The sequence below is a fragment of the Peribacillus frigoritolerans genome, assembly GCF_030676415.1.
GTDB lineage: Bacteria > Bacillota > Bacilli > Bacillales > DSM-1321 > Peribacillus > Peribacillus frigoritolerans_A.
Window position 1 is genome coordinate 165,626 of sequence record NZ_JAUUTW010000005.1, and the last position, 23,126, is coordinate 188,751.

General features: G+C 40.8%; 23 protein-coding genes and 1 pseudogene. 4 read left to right on the forward strand and 20 right to left on the reverse strand.

From position 1 onward, the window contains the following. Positions 1-190 precede the first annotated feature (190 nt). The 14 genes from ccsB to Q8G36_RS07430 all read right to left on the reverse strand — a co-directional run bounded on the left by ccsB (position 191) and on the right by Q8G36_RS07430 (position 13,424). The gene (gene ccsB, locus Q8G36_RS07365) at positions 191-1,369 is read right to left on the reverse strand and encodes a c-type cytochrome biogenesis protein CcsB (RefSeq protein WP_305160127.1); all 1,179 of its coding nucleotides are present in this window, start codon (positions 1,367-1,369) and stop codon (positions 191-193) included. Next, complete coding sequence (gene resB / locus Q8G36_RS07370; RefSeq protein WP_305160128.1) at positions 1,362-3,011, reverse strand: cytochrome c biogenesis protein ResB; 1,650 nt, start codon at positions 3,009-3,011, stop codon at positions 1,362-1,364. The genes ccsB and resB overlap by 8 nt, the downstream gene beginning before the upstream one ends. 17 nt (positions 3,012-3,028) lie before the next feature. After that, entirely contained in the window at positions 3,029-3,559 is a 531-nt protein-coding gene (gene resA / locus Q8G36_RS07375; protein ID WP_305160129.1) for a thiol-disulfide oxidoreductase ResA, read from the reverse strand. Between the two features lie 205 nt (positions 3,560-3,764). Further along, positions 3,765-4,505: a 23S rRNA pseudouridine(2605) synthase RluB gene (gene rluB, locus Q8G36_RS07380; protein ID WP_034308106.1), complete on the reverse strand. Its 741-nt coding sequence runs from the start codon at positions 4,503-4,505 to the stop codon at positions 3,765-3,767. A 313-nt stretch (positions 4,506-4,818) separates the two neighbouring features. After that, positions 4,819-5,358, reverse strand: coding sequence for a spore maturation protein (locus Q8G36_RS07385; protein WP_133347649.1), 540 nt, complete (start codon positions 5,356-5,358; stop codon positions 4,819-4,821). 1 nt (position 5,359) lies between these two features. Next, positions 5,360-5,953 (reverse strand): nucleoside recognition domain-containing protein, encoded by a 594-nt coding sequence (locus Q8G36_RS07390; RefSeq protein WP_305160130.1) that lies wholly within the window; start codon positions 5,951-5,953, stop codon positions 5,360-5,362. Continuing rightward, on the reverse strand, positions 5,946-7,106 hold the full coding sequence (locus Q8G36_RS07395) for a D-alanyl-D-alanine carboxypeptidase family protein (protein ID WP_305160131.1): 1,161 nt from the start codon (positions 7,104-7,106) through the stop codon (positions 5,946-5,948). Before Q8G36_RS07395 ends, Q8G36_RS07390 begins: the two co-directional genes overlap by 8 nt. Positions 7,107-7,264: 158 nt before the next feature. Beyond that, on the reverse strand, positions 7,265-8,911 hold the full coding sequence (locus Q8G36_RS07400) for an FAD-dependent oxidoreductase (protein ID WP_305160132.1): 1,647 nt from the start codon (positions 8,909-8,911) through the stop codon (positions 7,265-7,267). 182 nt (positions 8,912-9,093) lie between these two features. Further along, positions 9,094-9,657: an alkyl hydroperoxide reductase subunit C gene (gene ahpC, locus Q8G36_RS07405; protein ID WP_063233159.1), complete on the reverse strand. Its 564-nt coding sequence runs from the start codon at positions 9,655-9,657 to the stop codon at positions 9,094-9,096. Positions 9,658-10,109: 452 nt separating this feature from the next. After that, on the reverse strand, positions 10,110-10,985 hold the full coding sequence (locus tag Q8G36_RS07410) for a superoxide dismutase (protein ID WP_305160133.1): 876 nt from the start codon (positions 10,983-10,985) through the stop codon (positions 10,110-10,112). A 120-nt stretch (positions 10,986-11,105) separates the two neighbouring features. Further along, a complete protein-coding gene (locus tag Q8G36_RS07415; RefSeq protein WP_034308117.1) occupies positions 11,106-11,594 on the reverse strand; it encodes a YpuI family protein in 489 nt (162 codons plus the stop codon). Between the two features lie 22 nt (positions 11,595-11,616). Next, complete coding sequence (locus Q8G36_RS07420) at positions 11,617-12,033, reverse strand: hypothetical protein (protein WP_305160134.1); 417 nt, start codon at positions 12,031-12,033, stop codon at positions 11,617-11,619. 55 nt (positions 12,034-12,088) lie between these two features. After that, positions 12,089-12,670, reverse strand: a complete 582-nt coding sequence (scpB, locus tag Q8G36_RS07425) for an SMC-Scp complex subunit ScpB (RefSeq protein WP_305160135.1) — start codon at positions 12,668-12,670, stop codon at positions 12,089-12,091. Beyond that, entirely contained in the window at positions 12,657-13,424 is a 768-nt protein-coding gene (locus Q8G36_RS07430) for a segregation/condensation protein A (protein WP_305160136.1), read from the reverse strand. The genes scpB and Q8G36_RS07430 overlap by 14 nt, the downstream gene beginning before the upstream one ends. A gap of 215 nt (positions 13,425-13,639) precedes the next feature. On the opposite strand from Q8G36_RS07430, the gene Q8G36_RS07435 reads away from it, so the two are divergent. Together Q8G36_RS07435 and Q8G36_RS07440 are read left to right on the forward strand one after the other, a co-directional pair. Further along, a complete protein-coding gene (locus tag Q8G36_RS07435) occupies positions 13,640-13,732 on the forward strand; it encodes a YjcZ family sporulation protein (RefSeq protein WP_072273196.1) in 93 nt (30 codons plus the stop codon). Between the two features lie 167 nt (positions 13,733-13,899). Continuing rightward, on the forward strand, positions 13,900-14,436 hold the full coding sequence (locus tag Q8G36_RS07440; protein ID WP_305160137.1) for a DUF309 domain-containing protein: 537 nt from the start codon (positions 13,900-13,902) through the stop codon (positions 14,434-14,436). A gap of 27 nt (positions 14,437-14,463) precedes the next feature. Here the strand turns inward: Q8G36_RS07440 and Q8G36_RS07445 are convergent, their stop codons facing one another. Further along, complete coding sequence (locus tag Q8G36_RS07445; RefSeq protein ID WP_305160138.1) at positions 14,464-14,808, reverse strand: GNAT family N-acetyltransferase; 345 nt, start codon at positions 14,806-14,808, stop codon at positions 14,464-14,466. A 590-nt stretch (positions 14,809-15,398) separates the two neighbouring features. Here Q8G36_RS07445 and Q8G36_RS07450 point away from each other — a divergent pair. Continuing rightward, positions 15,399-16,259 carry a DUF1002 domain-containing protein gene (locus Q8G36_RS07450; RefSeq protein ID WP_370694043.1) on the forward strand — a complete coding sequence of 287 codons (861 nt, stop codon included), beginning with the start codon at positions 15,399-15,401 and terminating at the stop codon, positions 16,257-16,259. A gap of 382 nt (positions 16,260-16,641) precedes the next feature. Here the strand turns inward: Q8G36_RS07450 and lysA are convergent, their stop codons facing one another. From lysA to Q8G36_RS07475, 5 genes are all read right to left on the reverse strand, one after another. Then, positions 16,642-17,970: a diaminopimelate decarboxylase gene (gene lysA, locus Q8G36_RS07455; RefSeq protein WP_305160140.1), complete on the reverse strand. Its 1,329-nt coding sequence runs from the start codon at positions 17,968-17,970 to the stop codon at positions 16,642-16,644. A 275-nt stretch (positions 17,971-18,245) separates the two neighbouring features. Further along, positions 18,246-19,712: a spore germination protein gene (locus tag Q8G36_RS07460; RefSeq protein WP_370694044.1), complete on the reverse strand. Its 1,467-nt coding sequence runs from the start codon at positions 19,710-19,712 to the stop codon at positions 18,246-18,248. Continuing rightward, the gene (locus tag Q8G36_RS07465) at positions 19,693-20,298 is read right to left on the reverse strand and encodes a stage V sporulation protein AE (protein ID WP_305160143.1); all 606 of its coding nucleotides are present in this window, start codon (positions 20,296-20,298) and stop codon (positions 19,693-19,695) included. Before Q8G36_RS07465 ends, Q8G36_RS07460 begins: the two co-directional genes overlap by 20 nt. 42 nt (positions 20,299-20,340) lie before the next feature. Further along, the gene (locus Q8G36_RS07470; RefSeq protein WP_127778505.1) at positions 20,341-20,763 is read right to left on the reverse strand and encodes a stage V sporulation protein AB; all 423 of its coding nucleotides are present in this window, start codon (positions 20,761-20,763) and stop codon (positions 20,341-20,343) included. Further along, the gene (locus Q8G36_RS07475) at positions 20,753-21,373 is read right to left on the reverse strand and encodes a stage V sporulation protein AA (RefSeq protein WP_305160152.1); all 621 of its coding nucleotides are present in this window, start codon (positions 21,371-21,373) and stop codon (positions 20,753-20,755) included. Before Q8G36_RS07475 ends, Q8G36_RS07470 begins: the two co-directional genes overlap by 11 nt. Before the next feature lie 380 nt (positions 21,374-21,753). Between Q8G36_RS07475 and Q8G36_RS07480 the strand changes: the two are divergent. Further along, positions 21,754-23,112, forward strand: a pseudogene (locus tag Q8G36_RS07480) (IS1182 family transposase). Positions 23,113-23,126: the final 14 nt, after the last annotated feature.

The following is a 23,126-nucleotide window of genomic DNA, read 5'->3' on the forward strand; positions in this document are numbered from 1 at the left end:
ACCTTTCACCATTTTGTCACAAAAAAAAGGACTTCGACCTCTCACTTAGAATTCATTAATGCTATTTCACCGAAATATTCTTATTAAAGGGAGTGATGGAAAAAGGGATCATTCTCAAGAAAAATCGATAAGCCAACTCCTCGACGTTTCTATCAAAAGACCCCCTTCATCTAAATATTACAATACAGAATCAAGCATATGAATGCAAACCAGCAATAACAAGATTAACGAATATCAAGTTAAACATGATGATGGCAAAACCGATGACGGCAAGCCAAGCTGATTTTTCCCCTTGCCACCCCTTTGACATGCGCAGATGCAAGAAAGCCGCATAAAACAACCAAGTAACCAGTGCCCAGACCTCTTTCGGATCCCAGCCCCAGAATCGTGTCCAGGCCACTTGAGCCCAGATCATTGCAAATATGAGGGCACCGAGTGTAAAGATCGGAAAACCGATAAGGACCGAACGATAACTAATCTCGTCCAATAAATTCAAATTCACATTTTTAACGATCGGTTTAATCAATGCTGCCACTCTTTTACGGGCAATCAACCTTATTAAACCATACAGGACGAGTCCCATACCGAATGACCAAAGTACAGTATTCAGTTTCTTGGCATTGATCAGTGCAGGCATGTCCACCAGTGGTTCAAATCGATCCGTCTCGATAAGTTTCCCTTCATTGGGACCTACCAATGCCGGTAGGTTGAATTCCTGTTTGACCTCGGCACCATGTTTATCGACCCAATCAAAATTCGCCTTATAATCCATGGCAGCAAAAGAAGAAGTGATGATGACGAAGCCGATGGTGCAGACTAATGTGAACATGATGACTTCAAGCCAGAACGTTCTTTTGCTTGATTTTGTCTGATCGACGAATTTGATTAAATAAATGATGGCAGTAACGAAACTTATGGCAAGGATCGACTGTCCTGCCGCTGCAGTCGTTACATGAATATGAAGCCAATCGCTCTGCAAAGCAGGAATGAGTGGCGAAATTTCTGTAGGGAACATACTTGCATATGCGATTATCAATAACGCAATAGGTAAAGCGAATAGCCCAAGGGCAGGTGTTTTATAAAGAAAATAAATTAATATGAAAGCACCGACCAGCATCATTCCGAAAAAGGTCGTAAATTCAAACAGATTACTTACCGGGGCATGGCCGGCAGCAATCCATCTGGTGATGAAATACCCAATTTGCGCCGCGAAACCGAGAATGGTGATGAAAATGCCCAGTTTAGCCCATTTGTTTTGTTTCTTTTCCTCCGCTCCGCGTTTATCCTTGATCGATCCCCCAAATAAAAAGGTAGCGATCAGATATAATAAGAAAGCTGCATATAAAAAGTTACTGCTTAATTCAGCCATTTAAAACTTCCCCCTTACTAGAAGATTTCTCCTCTTCAAGTTGATCCATTGGTTCGGAAAGTGATGTTGATTCTATCGCTTGTTTGATATCTCTTTTAATACCGTGCCAGTTTTTGTTTGTATGGCCGGCCATTAAAATCTCATCATCTTTCTTCTTAATCCATATACGCCGGTGATTCCAATAAGACCCTTGGACAACGCCGATCATGAAAATGATACCACCCGTGAATAGGATCCAAAGGGTTAAATCCTTCCTGACGGTCAAAGCCGTGACATCTTGGGTTTCCACACCATTAAAAGCCATTTTATAAGTGTTTTCCCCTAAAGGCTCCACAGTTTCCTTAATCGCTACGAAACTGACTTCACCCTCTGGCTTATCCGGAGTATGCATTTTAAAGATAAATGCTGGATTATTCGGAATCTTCGATATCGTTCTAGGTTCGCCTTTTTCATCGAACTCGAAATCGGGGAAATAACTGATCAAGTCAACGGAATATCCATCTTTCAACTCGTATTTCTTTTGAGGATTATTCAAATCAACCTTTAAGCTTCCATATTTCTCTTCGGTTTTTTTATTTATCAAATTAAATGCCATCGTACTGAGCTCATCCAGTTTATAGTCTACTTGGTAGAGGGCATAATGATCATGTTTCAGAGGTTCATTGACTTTGATTTTATAATCTTTAAGCTTATCAAGGTCCACTTTTTCCCCAGGTAAGGTTTCTCCCTTGCGCTCATACAACGTAACATCGGATTGATAGGTTTTTGCGATCGTACCGGTTTTATCAATGGCAGCACTGTACTGCTCATCTTCTTCATTCTCTTTGTCATACACCTCTAAGGTAAACTCATTATTCTGAAGGTAATATTCACCATTTGTACCCGGAATTTCTTTTCTCTCGCCTTCACGCAGCCAAAGTACTTTGTCGATATACATCCCAGGGACGGAACGCAATAATGCTCCAATTAAGAAAACGATAAGTCCAATATGATTTACGTAGGGTCCCCAACGTGAAAAACGACCCTTTTCGGCAAGTATATGACCGTTTTCCTCTCGTATATGATAACGCTGCCTTTTTAGTCTATCCTTTACTTCTTCAAGGTTTATATCTTGGTCTTCAAGCTTTGTCACCCCATAAATCCGCTGACGTTTCATGAAACCGTCATGACGTGTGACCCCTTGTTTTTTTAACGATCGATATAATGGAAAGAACCGGTCGATACTGGCAATCAATAGTGATATGCCCAGCATGCCTATGATAATCAAATACCACCATGAACTATACAAGTTATGAAACCCGAGCTCATAATACACCATTCCGAACCAGCCGTATTCCAGTTCATAATGCTCTGCAGGCGTAGCTGTTGAAGGGATGTACATTTCCTGAGGTAAAATCGTCCCGATAGCTGAAGCGATCAAGGCAATGACAATGAGCGTCACCCCTACCTTAACGGAAGAAAAGAAGTTCCATATTTTATCAATGATCGTTTTTTTATATGTTTGTGAACGCCTGGCACTTCCTTCATATCTCATATCAATAAGATTGTTTTCTTTTTCGTTACCAAGCACCATCCCGCATTTCCCACAAATCTTTGTGCCAAACGGATTTATATGACCACAATCGCATTTTACTTCTTTCATGTCAAAAACTCCCCAATTTATGGTTTAATTCTCTCCATATGCTTTTGGATGCTCTCTTCTGTCAAAGCTCCGGTGATGATATCTATCACTTTACCCTCTTTATCAACCAAAAAGGTGACAGGCAATATATCGACGCGATAAGCATTTTCCACTTCCCTACCTTTATCGATCATGACAGGAAAGGTTAGATCATGCTTTGTAATGAAATTATTGACAGCATAGTCAGATTCCCCGACATTAACCGCCAATATCTCAACGCCCTGGTCTTTAAAGTTTTTATATTGATTTTCCATATAAGGCATTTCATATTCACACGGCTTGCAATATGTACCCCAAAAGTTCAGGAAGACGCCTTTCCCCTTGTAATCGGAAAGTTTATGCTCATTACCTTTCATATCAGTCAAGACGAAATTGGGTGCATCGGATCCTTTTCTCAGACTTTCATTCTTATCTTTAGTGAAGTTCGTATAAAGGGCAAACACTAAAGCTGCACCTAAAAGCAGGAGAATGATGGTTCTGCTAATTAGGCGTCGCTTCTTTTTATCCATAGAGATCCTCCTAAGGCCACACTAAATTTAACCATACCATTATACCATTTAACGCCATGTCCTTTTTATTTACATTTCTGAAGGTTTTGTGACATTCTTTCGATTCATGAAGGAAAAGGTATTTACAGGTTGTTTTCCACCACCCATTCTTCCAGGGAAGAATAGGGTAGTGGTTTCAACCTATTAATACAGAAAAAATTCTTTCTTACATTCTCCGCTGTTTAGGTTCGGTCGTTGCTAAAGTCCTCATTAATTTAACTTCATGTGGAGTCAGCTCCCGGGAATCTCCTGCTGTTAAACCGTCCAAGGTCAAGAAACCATATTGTTCCCTCTTCAATTTAATGACGGGATGGCCAATTGCCTCGAACATCCGGCGGACTTGCCTGTTCCTGCCTTCATGTATTGTGATTTCAACTATGGCCGTTTCCTTTTTCTTGTCGGTAGACAATACCCTTGTCTTGGCTGGTGCAGTCTTGCCATCCTCCAACTTGATACCTTTATCCAACTTTTTCAAGCTTTCACGCAAAGGCATCCCTTTCACTTTTGCCACATACACTTTATCCACTTCATGCTTCGGATGCATTAACGTGTTTGCAAATTCCCCGTCATTGGTTAAAATCAACAAGCCCGAAGTATCGTAATCCAACCTGCCAACTGGATAAATCCGTTCATTGATGTAAGGGAAAAAGTCCGTTACGACTTTTCTATTCTTATCATCAGAAACTGCCGAAATGACACCGCGCGGTTTATAGAATAGGAAATAAACCGGGGCTTCTTTTTCAAGCGGGACTTCATTAACCTCAACCTTATCATTAGGCCCCACTTTCACACCTAATTCCTTCACTACTTTGCCGTTCACTTTTACCTTGCCTTCTAATATCAACTCTTCTGCTTTACGGCGGGAAGCCAGTCCAGCATGTGCTATCACCTTTTGTAATCGTTCCATCTATCTTCACCCCATAGTATAATCATTCGTTTGTTATTGTCTATACATACACAATCATACAATTATTACATATTGAGAGGCAAAAACAAAAGGTTTTTCGCGATTAAGAGCTTTTCTTTTATTATTACACCAATAATGGGACGGTTAAATGGGTTGGTTTCCATAATGAGTGTAACATAGCTTATTTTTCCATACAAAAAAATGTTTCTTTTAGACGAAAGTTTGAATCCGCTTAAAAATGGAGAGCTTAACATAGCCGATTTTTTAAGAAAAAGACAAAAAAAAGAAATGGAATCACCCATTTCCCTAGCCTTTAATTCATACCGAAAACAAGTGTGACGACGATAACGGCAGCTATGATTCCGATCAAGTCTGCCAAAAGACCGACCTTAAGGGCATCACCCATTTTTTTGATCCCGACGGCTCCAAAATAAACGGTCAATACATAGAAAGTAGTATCCGTACTTCCCTGAATCGTGGCAGCCAAGCGCCCAACAAAAGAATCCGGTCCATAAACTGATATCAGGTCGCTGGTTATTCCCAAAGCGGCAGTTCCAGATATTGGTCTAATAATCGCAAGGGGTAAAACCTCAGACGGAAAATGAAGAAGGGAAAGCAAGGGGTGCAGTGATTGTACAATGAAATCCAAGGCCCCTGATGCCCTAAATACTGAAATCGCCACAAGCATCCCTACCAGGAAAGGGATGAGGGAAAAGGACATGCTGATTCCTTCTTTCCCCCCCTCAACGAAGGTCTCATAGGTGGGAACTCTTTTCAATGTGCCGTACAGTAATATACAGAGGATCAAAATCGGTATCATCCAAATTGAAATGGTGGTCATCCAGTGCAACATCCTATTCCCTCCCGCTCCTCTTTCTCCTGTAATAAAAATATCGATCTATCGCGATTCCTCCAACGGCAGAAATGGCCGTTGCTATTATGGTCGGAAAAACGATGTCCGTCGGGGAGTGTGCATCGTAATTCATGCGAATCGCAATGACAGTAGTCGGAATCAACGTTACGCTTGAGGTATTGATTGCTAAAAAAGTGACCATCGAGCGGCTGACCGTTGCTTTTCCTCCATTTAGTTTCTTTAGCTGTTCCATGGCTTTTATACCAAGAGGCGTAGCTGCATTCCCCAATCCGAATGTGTTTGCCATCATATTGGAAAGTATATACCCCATAGCGGGATGATTAGGAGGCACTTCAGGGAATAGCCATCTCATGAACGGCCTGAACAAGTTGGATAGTTTATCTAACAGCCCCGATTCCTCCGCTATTTTCATCAAACCCAGCCAAAAGACAAGTATGCTCATCAGTCCCAGGCAAAGGGTGACCGCTTCCTTTGCGCTGACAAATAGAGCTTCATTCACCTGATCCATCGTTCCATTAATCATGCCAAAGACAATACCGATCACAAACATCCCGACCCAAATGTAATTAACCATTGCGTCCGATTCCCAATACCGCTTCAAATACCTCAGCCCATGAAGATTGGAATGATTGTTGCTTGAAGCTTTCTTTTGCTTCCCCATAAAAAATCGAACGCGTACCTATTTTCTTGCCATCGAGATAGATGGATGCTCTGCCGACCACTTCCGGGATTTCCCTTTTATCTTTCCAAGCCTTCTGGGGCTTCAACAATTTCATTTTCACATTGACCAATTTTCTCTCTTCTTTTGTTAGTGGGTACGAAAAATTATTTTTAATGTAAACATGCCCTTCATATATTTCATTTTCCATATTTTTCACCATGCCTTCAGGTAAAATTTCTGTCGGCTGATAATCCTTAAAGGCGGATTCGTACATTTGAATATGATCATTCCAATCATCCGGACCATTCAAGGTCACAGCAATCAGGTCATGCTCGTTTTTTGTTGCCGTCGTGACTAAGGTCCGTTTTGCTAGTTTGGTATACCCTGTTTTCCCCCCTGTGCAATACTCATATAATTGTGTAAGCAGGCGATTTTTGTTTTTCCATACATAATCCCATTGTTCTGTGGAATTAGGTGCCCTGTGTTCCTTTGTGCCGGAAATCTTTGCATACGTATCATTTTGCATGGCATAACGAGTGAGTATGGCCATATCATATGCGGTTGAATAATGGTTCTTCGTATTATCCAAACCATGCGGATTTGAAAAATGGGTATTTTTCATCCCGATTTCTTCCGCCTTTTGATTCATCATCCAGACGAATCCATCCAGGCTTCCGCCAACCTTTTCGCTGATTGCGACTGCTGCATCATTACCTGAACGAAGCATCAAGCCATAAACCAAATCTTCGAGCTTAATTCTTTCTCCTTCTTTTAAATAAAGGGAAGAGCCCTCCGTCCCGAAGGCATTGCTGCTCACCTTCACTGTTTCATCCATTTGACCCGATTCAATAGCCAAGATAGCCGTCATTATTTTCGTAATGCTTGCTATGCGATTCTTTTCATGGGCATTCACTTCATAAATGACCCTTCCGCTATCCTCATCCATTAAAATCGCACTATGGGCACTTACGAATACATTTGCTTTGGCGCTTTGTACAGGTGCCATAAAAGACAACAGGAGAATGACGATACACAAACTTGGTAACCCTTTATATGGAAAACGCATGAGTGCCCCCTCGTCTCTTTACTTGTTTTTGTACAAGTTTATGCAAAGGGACAAGGGTTATGAATAAAAGAATGTAACCCTTCATGATATCTACTGATTTTCAAAGGGGATTTCCCATAAAAAAAATCGATAGGGGCCCCTATCGATTTAGTGTTCTATCAGACTAATAATGCAGCGATTTCATCAATTTTCTTGGCTCCAAATACCACTTCTTCATCATTGATGATCATCGCCGGCACGCTCATGACTTTATATTTCTTCTTGATTTCCTGGAAATTGCTTATATCGACCATTTCAGCTTCAACGTTAGGGTTTTCAATCGCTATGCGCTGTGCACCCACTACGACGTCTGGACAGTAGTGACATGCCAATGAAACCATAACCTTAATGTTCGCTTTTTTACTGATTCCCTTAATTGAATTCAATACGACTGAATCCAACGCTTGACCAGGTCCGGCCAGGTTATAGATAGCCAAAATGAAGGAATTCAACTCATGGCCGCCTGGTACACCGTGGTATTTGACGCCACTGTATTCACCATTCGAATTTAAGAGGGAAACGACAGGGAACTTATCTGCATTGATTTTTTCTTCAATTTCCGTATTTTCCCCCTTATTGTATAACTCAAGATGAAGCCTATCTCCTAATTCCGCAACATCCAACAAGAAGTCTCGCAATTCGACTGATTTTGGCAAACTTTCATCGACGATGGACACCAATGTAACGTCGCTCTCCATCTTGCCGAATATTCCCTTTAATTGGCCACGTAACGCATCACTTAATAAAGCGCTCTTGCCTGCTGGGACAGCGGCCTGTTCTTTTTTTGCCGGCTTTTCAACTTCAGGTTCATCTTTGATTCCTAGGCGATCTTTTTCTTCTTCAATATATTTACCGGCATCCGTTGCTGCAATCGCGCCATCAGATACAGCTGTGATAATCTGGCGCAAGGATTTTGGCCTTAGGTCTCCCGCCGCATAGACACCATTCACATTAGTCTTCATATCATCATCGGTTAAAATGTAACCAGCATGATCCATTTCGATATGGCCCTTGAAAATCTCTGTTTTCGGTTCGTAACCTATGAAAACGAATACTCCAAACGTATTGTCTTCTTCCTTCGCCTTATATTCAAATTCTTCTTTAGTCGCGTTATTGATGAAACGTGCACTTTGAATCATCCCGTCTCCATATACCCCAAGGATTTCCGTATTGAATTTCACTTCAATCTTATCATTTGCCATTACTTTATCAACAATGGACGGGGCACACGAAAAGCTTGATTCTCGGGCGATGATTGTAACTTTTGTAGCAAAGCGTGTCAGGAATATTGCTTCTTCAGCGGCTGCATATCCTGCCCCGATAACGAAAACTTCCAACCCTTCAAAGAATTCACCATCACATGTTGAACAATAAGCTACACCGCGGCCAGTAAATTCCTCTTCACCTGGAAATCCTAGTGTTCTTGGAGTAGCACCCGTTGCAATGATGACGGCGCGGGCATGGTAGTCCCCGCCAAGGGTTTTAACGACTTTCACCTCACCGGAGAAATCCACGCCCGTTACATCAGCTTTGGCGAATTCAACGCCAAAATCTTCGTTTTGAAGCTTCATTTCTTCAACTAACCTAGGGCCCGATATATGACGGATACCAGGATAATTGGCTATTTCCGACGTAGTTGCAGCTTGTCCGCCGCCCGTTCCTTTTTCAAGAATTATTGTTTTTAACTTAGCTCTTCCTGCATAAACGCCGGCTGAGAGGCCTGCAGGTCCGCCACCAATAATTAATAAATCATATATTTTTTTCATCTTTTGTGCTCCTTGCTGAATGATAATACGTGCTAAACTGATTATTTTGAAAAACAAAAGGCACTTATTTTTTAGGTAAGTGCCTTTTGCCATAAGATCTTATAGGACGAATTGTCCCAGTAATCGTAATCAATGCTGGGTATGGTTCCATTACCTGTAGAAATGGACCATCCCATTAAAAATTAAAGTTTACCTACAAGGTCTAGGCTTGGTTCAAGAGTAGCTTCACCTGGAGTCCATTTTGCAGGGCAAACTTTATCCCCATGTTCCGCTACGAATTGTGCAGCTTGAACTTTTCTTACAAGTTCTTCAGCATTACGGCCAATTCCTAGGTCATTAATTTCGTATGCTTTAATTTGTCCTTCTGGATTTACGATGAAAGTTCCACGTAGAGCCAATCCATCTTCTTCAATCAATACACCGAATTGACGGGATAAAACGTTCGCTGGGTCAGCTAACATTGGATATTGGATTTTACCGATTGTATCAGTAGCATCGGCCCATCCTTTGTGGCTGAAATGAGTATCTGTTGAAACTGAGTAAACTTCACAACCAATTTCCTTGAATGTTTCATAGTTATCTTGAAGATCAGCTAATTCAGTTGGACATACGAAGGAGAAGTCAGCTGGGTAGAAAAAGAATACTGCCCATTTTCCTTTAACATCTTCAAGTGTAACCTCTTTGAATTCTCCTGCATGGTAAGCTTGTACTTTAAAATCTTCAACTTGTTTATTGATCAATGACATAATAAATTCCTCCAATAGCTAATTTTTTTATCTGCTCCTGTTTATAATAATTATTAAATAGAAACTAGTCAATAAATATACCTTAATAATTTTTAAGTTCACAAATTGGTCACAGTTTTTATATTGATATAAATTAATTATTTTAAAAAAACCCATAATACTTTAAAGTAGCATATTTAACACATTTCCAATGTTATTTCAAGGGTTTAAATAAGACACATGCTCATTATTTCGTGAGATGATATCATCTCCTTTTCAATAAAATTATAATATCCAAATGAGAATCCATAAGTCGCTTTCAAATAAAATTTTTCAGGTCCTCCTTCATACCTTTCCCATTTTTTCCCTAAAAAATTCTCGATACAAAATTTCAGGCAAAAAAAAAAAAAACGAACCTTTACGGTTCGTATATTTGTAATTGGTTCTCCAAAGACATTCCTGTATTTTATCAGTTATTGCCTTTTCCAAATAAGCTTTTTCGCTTCGGTGAACCTCACTGCTGTTTTCGGCCAGTTTACAACGTCCCACCATTTGTCCACATAGGATGCCCGATTATTTTTATATTGCAGGTAATAAGCATGTTCCCATACATCAAGAACAAGAATTGGGATCGTATCCCACTGGGTCAAAACCATATGCAATTCCGATTGAAGTATTTCTAGCCGCCGCGAACGCGGAACCCAGACTAAAATCGCCCAGCCAACACCTTCCACTTGTTTAGCCGCTTCACTAAAATGACTTTTAAAAGCAGCAAAGCTTCCAAAATCCTTCTCAATCTGTTTAAGTAAATCACCCCTTGGCTGTCCGCTGCCTCCCGGAATCATCACTTCCCAGAACAGCGTATGGAGATAATGGCCTGACCCATGAAAGGCTGCTTCCTTTTCCCAATGTTTCAACAAGGAAAAATCATTCGTTTCCCTCGCTTTTTTCATCATCAATTCCGCTTTATTCAGACCATCGACATATGTTTGATGATGCTTATCATGGTGCAGATACATGATTTCCCTTGAAATCGTCGGTTCCAACGCATCATAGGCATAAGGTAACGGCGGTAGCGTATGCTTCCCAATCGGCACTGATTGCCTTTCCTGTATACTGAATTCTCTAGCGAGTTCTTCAATTTCCTCGTAGACCCGAGCCATCTCTTCTTCAATCAGGACCATATCCTCATAATCCATTTCTTCCCCATCCATATCTTTTGCCAACTCGGAAAGCCGTTCAATATTTGACAGCAATGGCGAATCGGTGATATCGATCTTCTCAAGATATTCCATCACTCCATCAACCCAATCACTTACCTCTTTAGCATAATCTCTTACATCAGACATCTTGCAACCTCCTCCTAACCTTTATGCACATAAATCATCAAAGTATTTTATGTTTCGATTAAGCGGAGATTCCATTTATAGCTAAAAAAACAGCGAGGCCTATTAAGCCTAGCTGTTTCATTATCTGGACTGTAACATTTTCGTCCGGTAATCCGTTTCATAAAACTCCAATTCTTCACGCATGGTCTGGAATCCACTTTCCACGGCCTTCAGAATGGATATTATGCTGTCAGGTACACTTTGGTGAAATTTAATCGAGTTTTTTCCTGTATAGGCAGATCTGCTGTCCTCAAACCACCGATCTGATTTTGGGGAAAAGTATTCTTCGATACATTGATGATAAACTCTATAAAGCGTCTTTTCAGCTGCAGCTTTATTGAAAACATCATTTTTTAGAACGATTTGGCAAGCCTCCAAGCCCTCTTCACAACTTACAAGCATTCTTCTTAAACTGGAAAGGATCCCTTTATAATAGGTTTCATCCCCGCTTTTTTCCTCTTGCAGCTTAGAATAGGTCGTCTCATTTATAAATTCTTCTAGTTGAGCCACTGTCGTTTCTAAAAAGCCTTTTACATCCTCAAGCTGAGATTTTACCAATGTATTCCCCAACCGTGAACCCTCCTCAAAATGATTAAGATTGAATATAATAGTCAACATGTGATTCTATATCATATGGTTTAGCTTGGTCAATAGATATAAACACTTTCTCCAATTTTTCAAAATCTATATTTTCGAAATAACCAGACAGCTCTTTTTCTGCATTTATATATATACGTTTTCGGTTAACCAGGCTCGGGTCTTTGAGTAGACAGACCATGGCAATGATATCAGCCATATAAATATCTCTGGTATGGCTTTTGAATATAGGATTGGCGGGATATGGGGTCCAACGAGTGACCATCTCATCAAAATAGCGAAGATACAGGACATTCAGCGTCTTTTCTTCTCCATCCTTTATGTATTGTATAACGGATCGATTAAAGAAGTCCTCAGGTGAATTTGACTTTTCCTTTTCAAGCCCAAATCCATTGCATGCTACAATTTGCACCCGCGATCCCTCCGCATTCATTTTTTTCTATATTATCACAATTTAAAGAAAAATGTTATTCGATTGTTTGCTGAAATTTTTCAAAAAACAGATCGGCTTCACCATTTTCAAAGCTATCATCCGAATTATCGGCGAGAGGCGGTAATTCATCTATGGAATTCAGGCCGAAGTAATCCAAAAACTCTTTTGTTGTCCCATATAAATAAGCCCGGCCCGAGCCTTCAGCACGTCCGACCTCTTTTATTAAGACTTTAGTGACAAGTGTATGAATGGGGCGTTCCGTTTTCACTCCGCGAATTTCATCAATTTCAGCTCTGGTAATCGGCTGCTTATAGGCAATGATTGCGAGTGTTTCCAAAGCCGCCTGGGACAAGCCTTGAGTGCTTGATGTTTCCACTAGTCTTTTCAAGTAATCCGAGTGCTCTTTCTTTGTCGTCATCTGGTAAACACCCGCTATTTCCATCACCTGAATCCCGCGTACATCCGATATATATTCTTCCTTTAAACTTTCAACGATGTCCGTTGCTTGATATTCCGTAATTTCCAGGACAGAGGCAATTTGTTTGACGGATAGCCCTTCATCTCCGGCAGCAAACAATAATGCCTCAAGAATCCCTTTCCAATTAATGACTTCCAACTGGTTCTACACCTTCCTTAGCAGCAATCATGATCTCCGAAAAATTATCTTCCTGTTCAACGATGATTTCATTTAATTTCATCAGTTCCAGCACCGCCATAAAAGTGATGACGATATGCTCTTTAACCGGGAGCGAAAACAGTTCAAAAAAACTTTTCTTCCCTTTTATTGATTGTAACTCAATCATGATTTCATCCATTCGTTTCTCTATCGATATCTCTTGTTTCGTTACTTTCGTGTAAAGCGGCTTTTGAATTTTTTGCCTTCGCAGCAGTTTTTGCAGAGCCCCCAACATATCGTATAGACTTATATTCAACTCTTGTTTATCACTTTCCGCTTCTTTAACATAAACAGATAAATCACTTGGGGGTTTGGTGAACATCAAGCTTCTTTCTTCTTCCATCCCTTTAAATTCTTCGGCTGCATATTTATACTTTTTATATTCTAATAGTTTTTCCACAAGCTCATCCCGTGGATCTTCCTCAAATAATTCCCCATCTTCATCAATCATTAGTTCATCTTCATGCTTTGGAAGCAACATTTTACTCTTGATGGCAAGCAGTGTTGCAGCCATCACCAGATATTCACTGGCCACATCCAATTCCAGATGCTGCATCGTATGGATGTAACCTAGGTATTGGTCTGTAATATCAGCCATCGGAATATCGTAGATGTCTATTTCCAGGCGATTAATCAAATGCAGGAGTAAATCCATCGGACCTTCGAAAGCGTCAATTTTTATATTATAACCCATTAAATTACCTCATTTAAATCTAATTGGCCGATATAGACCTATTTCTTTTACTAATCAAGTATAGTGGATTGCCGCCCTTTATCCAAATAATAATTTACTGCCCTTAGAAAAGTTTTTATTTGGGATTACCGTCAAATGGGTCGTTGCCCAATCACATTCCGAAATCCAACATAACCTAGAAATGTAAGAATCGCAGAACAAAGGAGGTACTCATTATGGGTGCAGGTGGTTTTGGAAACGGCGGCGGATTCGCGTTTATTGTAGTATTGTTCATTTTATTAGTTATTGTCGGTGCTTCTTGGTGTTAATTGAAGACTGATGAATCAAGCTGATTGCCTTGCAATCGGCTTTCTTTATTTTCCAAGAAAAAATTCTATGCTAAACTTAGTGAGTATACATAGCGGGTGTTAAGCTATAAGAAAATGGCTTTTTGCCTTACCTTACTTGATTCCATCAAACAAAAGGGGTGCTCCTATTGAATTACGCGGAAGACTACCTTTCTTTCCTTGTCCATTTCCATGCGACAAGGGATTACTTCGAATGTCATGAAATTCTTGAAGAATATTGGAAGGAAATCGCACCAAAAGAGCGTGACTCTCATTGGGTCGGGCTCATTCAAATTGCGGTTGCCCTGTATCATGATCGCAGGGGAAACAAAAAGGGGGCTGCAAGGACCCTGTCTAAAGCCCTGGCAAATCTCCACCTTAAAAAGGCCGAGCTCCTGAAGTTGGGACTCGATCCAGAACGACTGTTCAAATTGCTCGAGGACACCCATGAGCGAATGTTATCACAAAAGCCATATAAAAGCATTAATCTGCCGATAGCGGATCAAGGCTTGATCGAAAAATGCCAGTCCATGTGTTTGCAAGAAGGGTACATATGGGCTGCAGATAGCGACATGGCTAATTCATCAATAGTTGATAAGCATCTAATGCGTGACCGTTCGGATGTCATTTCAGAAAGGGCTCGGCAGCTATCCCTTCGAAAAACAAGAATGGAGGACCGCCCTTAAAGGTGGTCCTCCATTCAACTTTCATATTCAGAAATCTTCACACCTGTCAAGAAAGCTTTCAGTAAACTCATTTGCTTTTAATTCTTTGTCAGGATATTGCTCCTTGATGGCCCTGACCATCGTTTTACCGATACCTTGCTTCCGGAAGGATGGATTTACAGATATATGTTGTATCTCAATGTGGTTTTGAGAGACTTCTATCCCGATCAAGCCCGTAATCTCTTCATCTTTCCATAAGAACAGCTGTAGATTTTCATCCGTTTCATAATTCTTCATCGTATTCCGAAGCGTCTTTATCTCTTTTTCATTTGGCATGAAAGATAATAATCCCATGGCAAACTTTTCATAACTTTTCTTATACTTAATCAACATAATATCCCTCGTTACTAAATAACGTTTTTATTATCTTCCTGTTTCCAATTAATTTGCTTTGAATAATAATCCTCACATATAACATTTACATCATACATAAAAACCTCGTTCGTTTCAACATCACTTTCAGCACTTGATTTATCGATGTGCTATATGCTAAGCGATAAACAGCCAGTATATGATTCCCCACATCAAAGCGATAATAAGCATCATAAGTAAAAGAGTCTTATTACTTTTCCTCATCCCATACTCCCTTTATGAATGGTCCAAATATTTAAATAACGAATTCATTCTACTATAACTTAACACAATCTGACAAATATCCTTGCAATCTTGCTTCGATTTTACTACATTGGTAAAGTGATCTAGGTTCATAGAGTGCCCTCTTAGGTATAAAAGACAAAGATACACCCAACTTCTTCGTTAAAAGAACGTAGCTATCTTGGGCTATATAAATTTTTTTCAGGAAAATATGTATCTTTTTTATCCTTTGTTTCGTCAAATACTATGAATCTGATTTAAAGTGCCGCCCTTTTATTGAAAGATTCCCAATTCAGCAGGAAAAGTTAAGGAGGATTATCATGAAAAAAATGAATAAATGGGTCATTGTAACCATTTTATTATGTCTATTATTGCCATATAAAGCTTTTGCAGATGCAGCTGTTGGTGAAATGATTGTCACACTTGGTGAGAATTTGACAAATGAACAAAAAAATATGATTTTATCAGAAATGAAAGCGCCAAATGATGTTGAGGTTCTAACGGTTACAAATGCGGAAGAGCATGAATACTTAGGAGACTATATCGCTAGCCGTCTGATCGGTACAAAAGCGATTTCATCTTCTGCCATTACTTTGGAGGAAAAAGGTACCGGACTTAAACTGGAGTCGAAAAACATTAACTGGGTTTCCGATGAAATGTATATCAATGCACTGGCCACTGCTGGAGTAAAAGATGCTACCGTTTATGTCACCGCACCTATACCCGTTTCCGGTACAGCGGCTTTGACAGGAGTCATTAAAGCCTATGAAATCTCTGCCGACAAGAAGATTCCTGAAGATGTGAAACAGGCTGCGAATGAAGAAATGGTGAAAACAGCAAAATTGGGTGACGAAATCGGTACAGAAGAAGCCTCTGCACTGGTTACGAAAATCAAAGAGGAAATGGCTGCAAATCCACCAGCCAATACTGAAGAAGTCCGCGAGGTTGTCGAGTCTTCAGCAAAAGACCTTGGAATCGCCTTAAATGATGATCAAGTTCAAAGTTTAATTGATTTATTCAATAAGCTAAAAGAATTGGATATTGATTGGAACGCTGTCGGTGATCAGCTTACTGCAGCTAAAGATAAACTTTCCAATTTTCTTGAATCCGAAGAGGGTCAATCATTTCTGGATAAATTGAAAGAAGTCTTCAGTAGTTTAATAGACGCGATCAAGTCACTTTTCAGCTGAATCAAATAAAAAAGGATGGCCAATGCCATCCTTTCAGACTGTGGGTAAACTCGATGAAAATCGAGTTTGCCCACAGTTTTTTTATAGCTGTACAATTTGACCGTTGATTTCCACTCCGGACACTCGCTTTCCGCGGGCGGTCCGGGTGCCCCCTCGGCGCCATTGCGCCTGCGTGGTCTCCCTTGGACGCGCTTTTCCCGTAGGAGTCTCGTACCTTCCGTTCCAATCAACTTTGTTTTAACATTTAGATAGAAACCATACCTGAGGAGTTGAAGGTATTGCTTTGGGTCAATTGGTTCGGAAACATCATTTGATTAAAGTTACGTTTTCCAAAGCCCTTTTATCTACAAAACTGAAAGGATGGCCAATGCCATCCTTTTTTTTATTTTTTATGGACGACTGCCGCTTCATGAAGGGCCAAATCCAAATGGATAAGATCTTCGTACGTCTCACGTTTGATGACCAACCGGGCTTCTCCATTTTCGGCAAAGACGACTGCCGGTCTCGGAATCCGATTGTAATTGTTCGACATGGAATATCCATATGCCCCTGTACAAAATACCGCCAAGACATCACCGCGGCCGGCTTTTGGCAATGGTAAATCCCAAATCAACATATCTCCGCTTTCACAGCATTTCCCGGCAATGGACACTGTCTCTTCTACAGGGTCAAGCGGTCGATTTGCAAGAATGGCATCATACTTCGCTTCGTAAAGAGCGGGACGTAAATTATCACTCATGCCCCCATCAACGGCAATATATTTACGGACATTAGGAACTTCCTTTTCAGAACCGACCTTGTACAGTGTCACACCCGCGTCCCCGACTAATGAACGGCCAGGTTCGATCCAGATTTCAGGCATCACTAAATCAGAATCAGCAATCAGGTTCTGTACTTCCCTAACGATTTCCTCAACATATTGAGACGCCGGTAGCGGGTCATCCTCTTGCGTATATCGAATCCCGAATCCCCCTCCGAGATTCAATACCTTTGGTTGAAACCCTACCGAACCGTGCCAATCATTCAGCTTACCGATAATTTTTTGGGCTGCAAGAAGGAAACCGGTCGTTTGAAAGATCTGGGAACCGATATGGCAGTGCAGTCCCAGCACTTCCAAAAATTCACTTTCCAGCGCTTGTCGAAGGGCAGCTTCGGCCTGGCCGTTAATAAGATCAAAACCAAATTTCGAATCTTCTTGCCCTGTCAAAATATAATCATGCGTATGGGCTTCGATACCTGGTGTTACACGAAGAAGGATTTTTACTTTTTGTTCACGGTTTGTACAAATTTCTCCCAACAGTGTCAACTCTGAAAAATTATCGACTACAATACAGCCAATGTCATAATCCAAAGCCATATGTAGCTCTTCTTCACTTTTGTTATTTCCATGGAAGTGAATCCGTTCTGTTGGGAAATTAGCCTTAATTGCCGTATACAATTCCCCCGCTGAGACAACATCGAGAGAAAGTCCCTCTTGCTCAGCCAACTGGATCATGGCAATCGAAGAAAAGGCCTTACTTGCGTAAGCAACTTGTGCTGAAATCCCCAATTCCTCAAAAGTTCTCTTGAACCCTCTCGCCCGTTCGCGAATCAGCTCTACATCATAAACATATAATGGTGTACCAAATTGTTCGATCAAATCGATCGTGTCCACTCCGCCAATCTCCAGATGTCCACGTTCATTGACACCACCGGTTCCGTACAAATGCATGATAGCCTCACCTTCCTGAATTAAAACTAAAGATTAATAAGAAATGAGGCAGCCTCAAATAAAGAAACCCTGCTGTAAAAGGTCCTCTATATGAACAAGCCTCATCCGTATCGATTATCCCATGTAAATATTGTTCTCTATGACTGCTTAGTAGTTCGAAGGGAAAGACAGATTGGTTTAAACTCCAAAGAGTCATAGTAGCTTTATCTCTTTGTGAAGCCTAACTTTACCGCTTTATCCGAATAAAATTAAATTACCACAACTTTTCGACAACATCAACCTTTAGATTTTCTCGGCTGCCTATATAAATCCTGGGGATGTACAATACTCGGACGTTCTATAGATCCTGGATAAGGTCTTCTAAATATTATATGTGACAAGGCCTTCGGCTGAAACGGGAGAAGCGGCCATAAATAAGGTGTATTTAACGTTTTTATACTGGCGAGCATAATCAAGTAGAGTGTGATGCCTATGACTAAGCCAGGCACTTTAAATAAAGCGACCAGCACTATCAGGACTAAACGGGAAATTTTATTCGCAACCCCTAGTTCTAGACTCGGAGTGACAAATGTACCGATTGTCGCTACGGAAGCGTAGAGAACCACTTCAGGAACAAATAGGCCAACATCTATCGCTATTTGTCCTATCAAAACCGCCGCAACCAAGCCCATTGCCGTGGAAAGCGGGGTCGGGGTATGAACGGCTGCCATCCTTAAAAATTCTATCCCTATATCGGAAATGAAGATTTGGAACACAATGGGTATATGCGTTTTTTCATTCGGCCCGATATACTCGAACTTTTCCGGCAGAAGGGAAGGGTCTAAACAAAACAATAACCAAATCGGCAGCAAGAATAACGAAACGAAAATCCCGAGAAACCGGACCCAGCGCACCAAGGTTCCAACAGCAGGTGCCTGCCGATACTCCTCAGCGTGTTGCATGTGATGGAAAAGAGTGGACGGGGTGATGATGACACTCGGTGAGGTATCCACATAAATAAGGACATGCCCCTCAAGTAAATGCGTTGCCGCTACATCAGCACGTTCCGTGTACCTGACAAGCGGGTATGGGTTATATCCTTGCCTGACAATGAACTCTTCGATCGTTTTATCAGACATTGTAATGCCATCAACCTCAATACTATTCAATTCCTTACGAATGATATCAATTAAATCAGGATCGGCAATATCTTTAATGTAGCCGATGGATATATCTGATTTCGATCGTTCTCCTACATGCAACATTTCAAAACGTAATCTTTCATCCCGTATCCTCCGTCTGGTAATCGCTGTATTAATGATTATATTCTCGACAAAACCATCCCTTGATCCACGGACGACTTTTTCCGTATCGGGTTCTACTGGCTGTCTCCCGGGATAACTCCTGACATCCACAACCAACCCTATTGGTTTACCATCAACAACAACGACTATTAAACCGGATAATACCTGATCAACAAGCTCATCCATCGTCTTTATTTCCTGAACGGATTGGTGTACAAGCAAGTCTTTGACTACATCAAAAACTTTAGTAGACACGATATCGGCATTTTTGTTATGAATGAGAGAATCGAGGATATCAATGATGTACTCTGTATCCGTCAGCCCGTTTATATAGTAAATATGCACATCTTTTCTTAAGACCTTTATCCTTCTTACTCCTAAGTCGAAGCTGACGCCTAGACCTACTTTCTCTTCCATGTACGCGTCAACTTCCGCTACCCTACTCGGAATCGGTATCATGTTTTGAGGTTTCTCTGAAGTCATCATGACCACTCCTTTCCAATATGATTTCCACTGCCAGCTTCGTTATCGGTGCTCCTCTTTTAAAATCGTCCTGATGGGACATTTTCCCTATATCTCCTATCCCCACTACTATGGGAACATGTAATTGATCGATGCAATACACCGTATCTCCTGTTATCTTGCCCAGTTCAAATTCCTCAGCGCCGTATTTATCAACCCCGTTCGGTGTCAAATTACCATCACGGTCAATACAGATATCCACCTTGGTCCATTCTTCCCTTCTAGTCTTTGAAGCGACCGCTATTACGCCAAGGACATTAATATCAGGGTGTCCGGCAACTACCTTCATTGCCTGTTCGCCTGATCCTTCTCCTATAAAACCGCTATCATCAAACATGACCAATACAGGATCATACTTCGCCTTTTTTATTAATTCAACTAACTCCAAGCCCGTATATCGTGATGGATTACCCTGGGACATGGAGATACATCTTCCCCCAATTTCCTTGGCTACATGCTCGACAGCCCGTTTCGCATACTCATCACCATCCGTAATCAATATCACTTTTCGTTTGGTCACCATCTTGGGCCTACCTTTCATCACAGGAATAGTTACCTCATACACTTATAAATCGACAAAATAAATCCATTGGAATAATGATCCGGCTATTTTTCCCAATACGAGTGCCATTAACAGATAAATGATCTTTTCTTGAATTCCGATTCGTTTTGAAAGAACCGGAAATACATTCAGGACTTCAGTTAAGGCAGCAGCGAGCATCCCATTAAATATCCCGTCAGCCAAACCGATTGGAATTAATAAAAAATACGGGAGGGAAAGTTCCGTTTCCTGTAATCCTAACCATGTTCCTGCGACAACTCCGGCAATGATGGCTCCTTCGTAGTAATGTATCATTTTCATTGTTTTTGTCAGCTGAGTCAGTCTCGGAATCACCCCAAGTACAGTTAAAAACGCTACAAAACCGGCACCTGTCGCAAAACCTCCGGCTAAACCGACAAAGATTCCGAAGATGATTTTACCGGTCATCAAGGTGGCGCACGTTCTCCTTATTTTCATTCATGATTACATAACGGTCCAAATCCTGCTGATAGTTGAACATTTCAACCTCGAGCGGACTAGGTTCCTCATTGAAGCGTTTTTTAAAGAAGTGATTAAAAAATAGAATCATGCCCATACCAAGGCCGAAGCTATATGGGATTTGGATCAATAACGGCTTATCTTCCACTTTTCCCGTTATTATAGTAAAGATTTTTTGATGCACTTCCCCCATGCTGACATCCACATGAAAATTCATGATCGTCATCCCGCCGCCGACAAATAACAAAAACCAAACGAAGGCGAATGTCAGGTATGACATTTTCTTTTTCGAGAGGATGATTTCGATGATCGTTTGGGAGGGCCCGAATGTCTCCACTTCAATAGTCTGATCCATCTTGCGGATGGCCATGATAACTTGAGCCAAATCAATGACAATAATATTCCTATCTTCCTTCTTGACCGTTAATAATATGATTTCTTCAATTTTGGTAATCACTTCTTCAGGTCCAATTATCCTTGCAATATCTTTTATCCTCACCGTTTGATTTCCCTTTACTTGTACACGGTTCCTCATCCTGATATATACAACTGCCACTATCATCACATCCCGACCTTTTATTTCCTTATGATAGTAGTATGGATTGGAAACAGATTGAAAATGCAGGAAGTGAACCATGTCCAAATATTACTAAATTGAAAACAAAAAAAGACATGCTGCAATGACAGCATGTCTACAGTTTTTTTTGGCTTGTACAAATTTGGACGTTGATTTCCACTTCAGGCACTCGCTTTTCGCGGGCGGTCCGGGAGCCTCCTCGGCGCACTTGCGCCTGTGGGGTCTCCCTTGGACTCGCTATTCCCGCAGAAGTCTCGCACCTTCCGTTCCAATCAACTATGTTTAAAAATTTAGATAGAACTCCTTTTGCCTACAGTCTTTTTTGTTTTAAAATAGAACGATTAAAACTTGAGGTGATGAGGATGCTTTCGAAACATAATTCTATTCAGCGAGATCAACTTGAAATGATTACTTTAGATCAACTGGTGCCGGCGAACCATTTGGTTCGTAAAATGGAGGCTTCCATTGACTTCACTTTCATTTACGACTTGGTGAAAGATATGTATTCAGAGGTAGGACGCCCAAGTATTGATCCAGTTATTTTAGTTAAACTGACATTCATTCAATATACCTTCGGTATTCGTTCCATGCGTAAAACGATTGAAGAAGCTGAAACAAATATGGCTTACCGTTGGTTCTTAGGCTATGGTTTCCATGATAAAGTACCTCATTTCTCAACGTTCGGGAAAAATTATGAGCGACGCTTTAAAGATACAGACCTGTTTGAACAGATTTTCTATCGCATCTTAATATCAGCTGCTGATAGAAAGTTAATAAGTGCTGAACACGTATTCGTCGATTCCACACATGTAAAAGCCAATGCGAATAAGCGCAAATTTGAAAAGAAAATCGTACGCAAAGAAACACGAGCATATCAAGGACGTCTTCAAGATGAAATAAATCAAGATCGTGAAAACCATGGAAAGAAACCTTTTCCACCAGATAATTTTGATAAGGAAGAAACCAGAGCAATTAAAGAAAGTACTACGGATCCTGAGAGTGGCTACTATGTGAAAGATGAACGAACAAAACAGTTTGCCTATTCATTCCACGCGGCCGCAGACCGCAACGGTTTTGTATTGGGAACGATTGTAACACCTGGTAATACACATGACAGTCATATTTTGGAGCCACTTGTTGAGCAAGTGATTGAGAAAGTTGGAAAACCAGAAGCAGTTGCCGCAGATGCAGCTTATAAAACACCAGCGATTACAAGCTACCTATTTAACAAAGAAATCACACCGGCTTTACCCTATACACGTCCTCGTACAAAAGAAGGATTCTTTCGCAAACATGACTATGTTTATGATGAACACTTTGATTGTTACCTTTGCCCTTCGGGCGAAACTTTAAAGTACTCAACAACAAATTAAGAGGGCTATCGCGAGTACAAATCGCCAAAACAAATTTGTGCAACATGCTCTTTTTTATCACGGTGTACAGAAAGCAAAGACCATCAAAAAGTAGTGACACGGCATATCTGGCAAGCATATGTGGAAGAAGCAGATCATCTGCGTCACCATCAAGATGTAAAACCTATATATGCGAAACGCAAAGAAACGATTGAGCGTGTATTCGCAGATGCAAAAGAAAAGCATGGTATGCGTTGGACTACTTTAAGGGGACTTAAAAAATTGTCGATGCAAGCGATGCTTACTTTCGCTGCCATTAATTTAAAGAAGATGGCCACGGGGACATGGCAGGGTCCTAAAATGGCTTAACATAGTGGCTCGAA

Excerpts from the sequence above, each read along its gene's own strand:
- ccsB (WP_305160127.1), bottom strand. The coding sequence starts at position 1,369 with ATGGCTGAATTAAGCAGTAACTTTTTATATGCAGCTTTCTTATTATAT.
- resB (WP_305160128.1), bottom strand. The coding sequence starts at position 3,011 with ATGAAAGAAGTAAAATGCGATTGTGGTCATATAAATCCGTTTGGCACA.
- resA (WP_305160129.1), bottom strand. The coding sequence starts at position 3,559 with ATGGATAAAAAGAAGCGACGCCTAATTAGCAGAACCATCATTCTCCTG.
- rluB (WP_034308106.1), bottom strand. The coding sequence starts at position 4,505 with ATGGAACGATTACAAAAGGTGATAGCACATGCTGGACTGGCTTCCCGC.
- Q8G36_RS07385 (WP_133347649.1), bottom strand. The coding sequence starts at position 5,358 with ATGTTGCACTGGATGACCACCATTTCAATTTGGATGATACCGATTTTG.
- Q8G36_RS07390 (WP_305160130.1), bottom strand. The coding sequence starts at position 5,953 with ATGGTTAATTACATTTGGGTCGGGATGTTTGTGATCGGTATTGTCTTT.
- Q8G36_RS07395 (WP_305160131.1), bottom strand. The coding sequence starts at position 7,106 with ATGCGTTTTCCATATAAAGGGTTACCAAGTTTGTGTATCGTCATTCTC.
- Q8G36_RS07400 (WP_305160132.1), bottom strand. The coding sequence starts at position 8,911 with ATGAAAAAAATATATGATTTATTAATTATTGGTGGCGGACCTGCAGGC.
- ahpC (WP_063233159.1), bottom strand. The coding sequence starts at position 9,657 with ATGTCATTGATCAATAAACAAGTTGAAGATTTTAAAGTACAAGCTTAC.
- Q8G36_RS07410 (WP_305160133.1), bottom strand. The coding sequence starts at position 10,985 with ATGTCTGATGTAAGAGATTATGCTAAAGAGGTAAGTGATTGGGTTGAT.
- Q8G36_RS07430 (WP_305160136.1), bottom strand. The coding sequence starts at position 13,424 with ATGGGTTATAATATAAAAATTGACGCTTTCGAAGGTCCGATGGATTTA.
- Q8G36_RS07435 (WP_072273196.1), top strand. The coding sequence starts at position 13,640 with ATGGGTGCAGGTGGTTTTGGAAACGGCGGCGGATTCGCGTTTATTGTA.
- Q8G36_RS07445 (WP_305160138.1), bottom strand. The coding sequence starts at position 14,808 with ATGTTGATTAAGTATAAGAAAAGTTATGAAAAGTTTGCCATGGGATTA.
- Q8G36_RS07450 (WP_370694043.1), top strand. The coding sequence starts at position 15,399 with ATGAATAAATGGGTCATTGTAACCATTTTATTATGTCTATTATTGCCA.
- lysA (WP_305160140.1), bottom strand. The coding sequence starts at position 17,970 with ATGCATTTGTACGGAACCGGTGGTGTCAATGAACGTGGACATCTGGAG.
- Q8G36_RS07460 (WP_370694044.1), bottom strand. The coding sequence starts at position 19,712 with ATGATACCGATTCCGAGTAGGGTAGCGGAAGTTGACGCGTACATGGAA.
- Q8G36_RS07465 (WP_305160143.1), bottom strand. The coding sequence starts at position 20,298 with ATGGTGACCAAACGAAAAGTGATATTGATTACGGATGGTGATGAGTAT.
- Q8G36_RS07470 (WP_127778505.1), bottom strand. The coding sequence starts at position 20,763 with ATGACCGGTAAAATCATCTTCGGAATCTTTGTCGGTTTAGCCGGAGGT.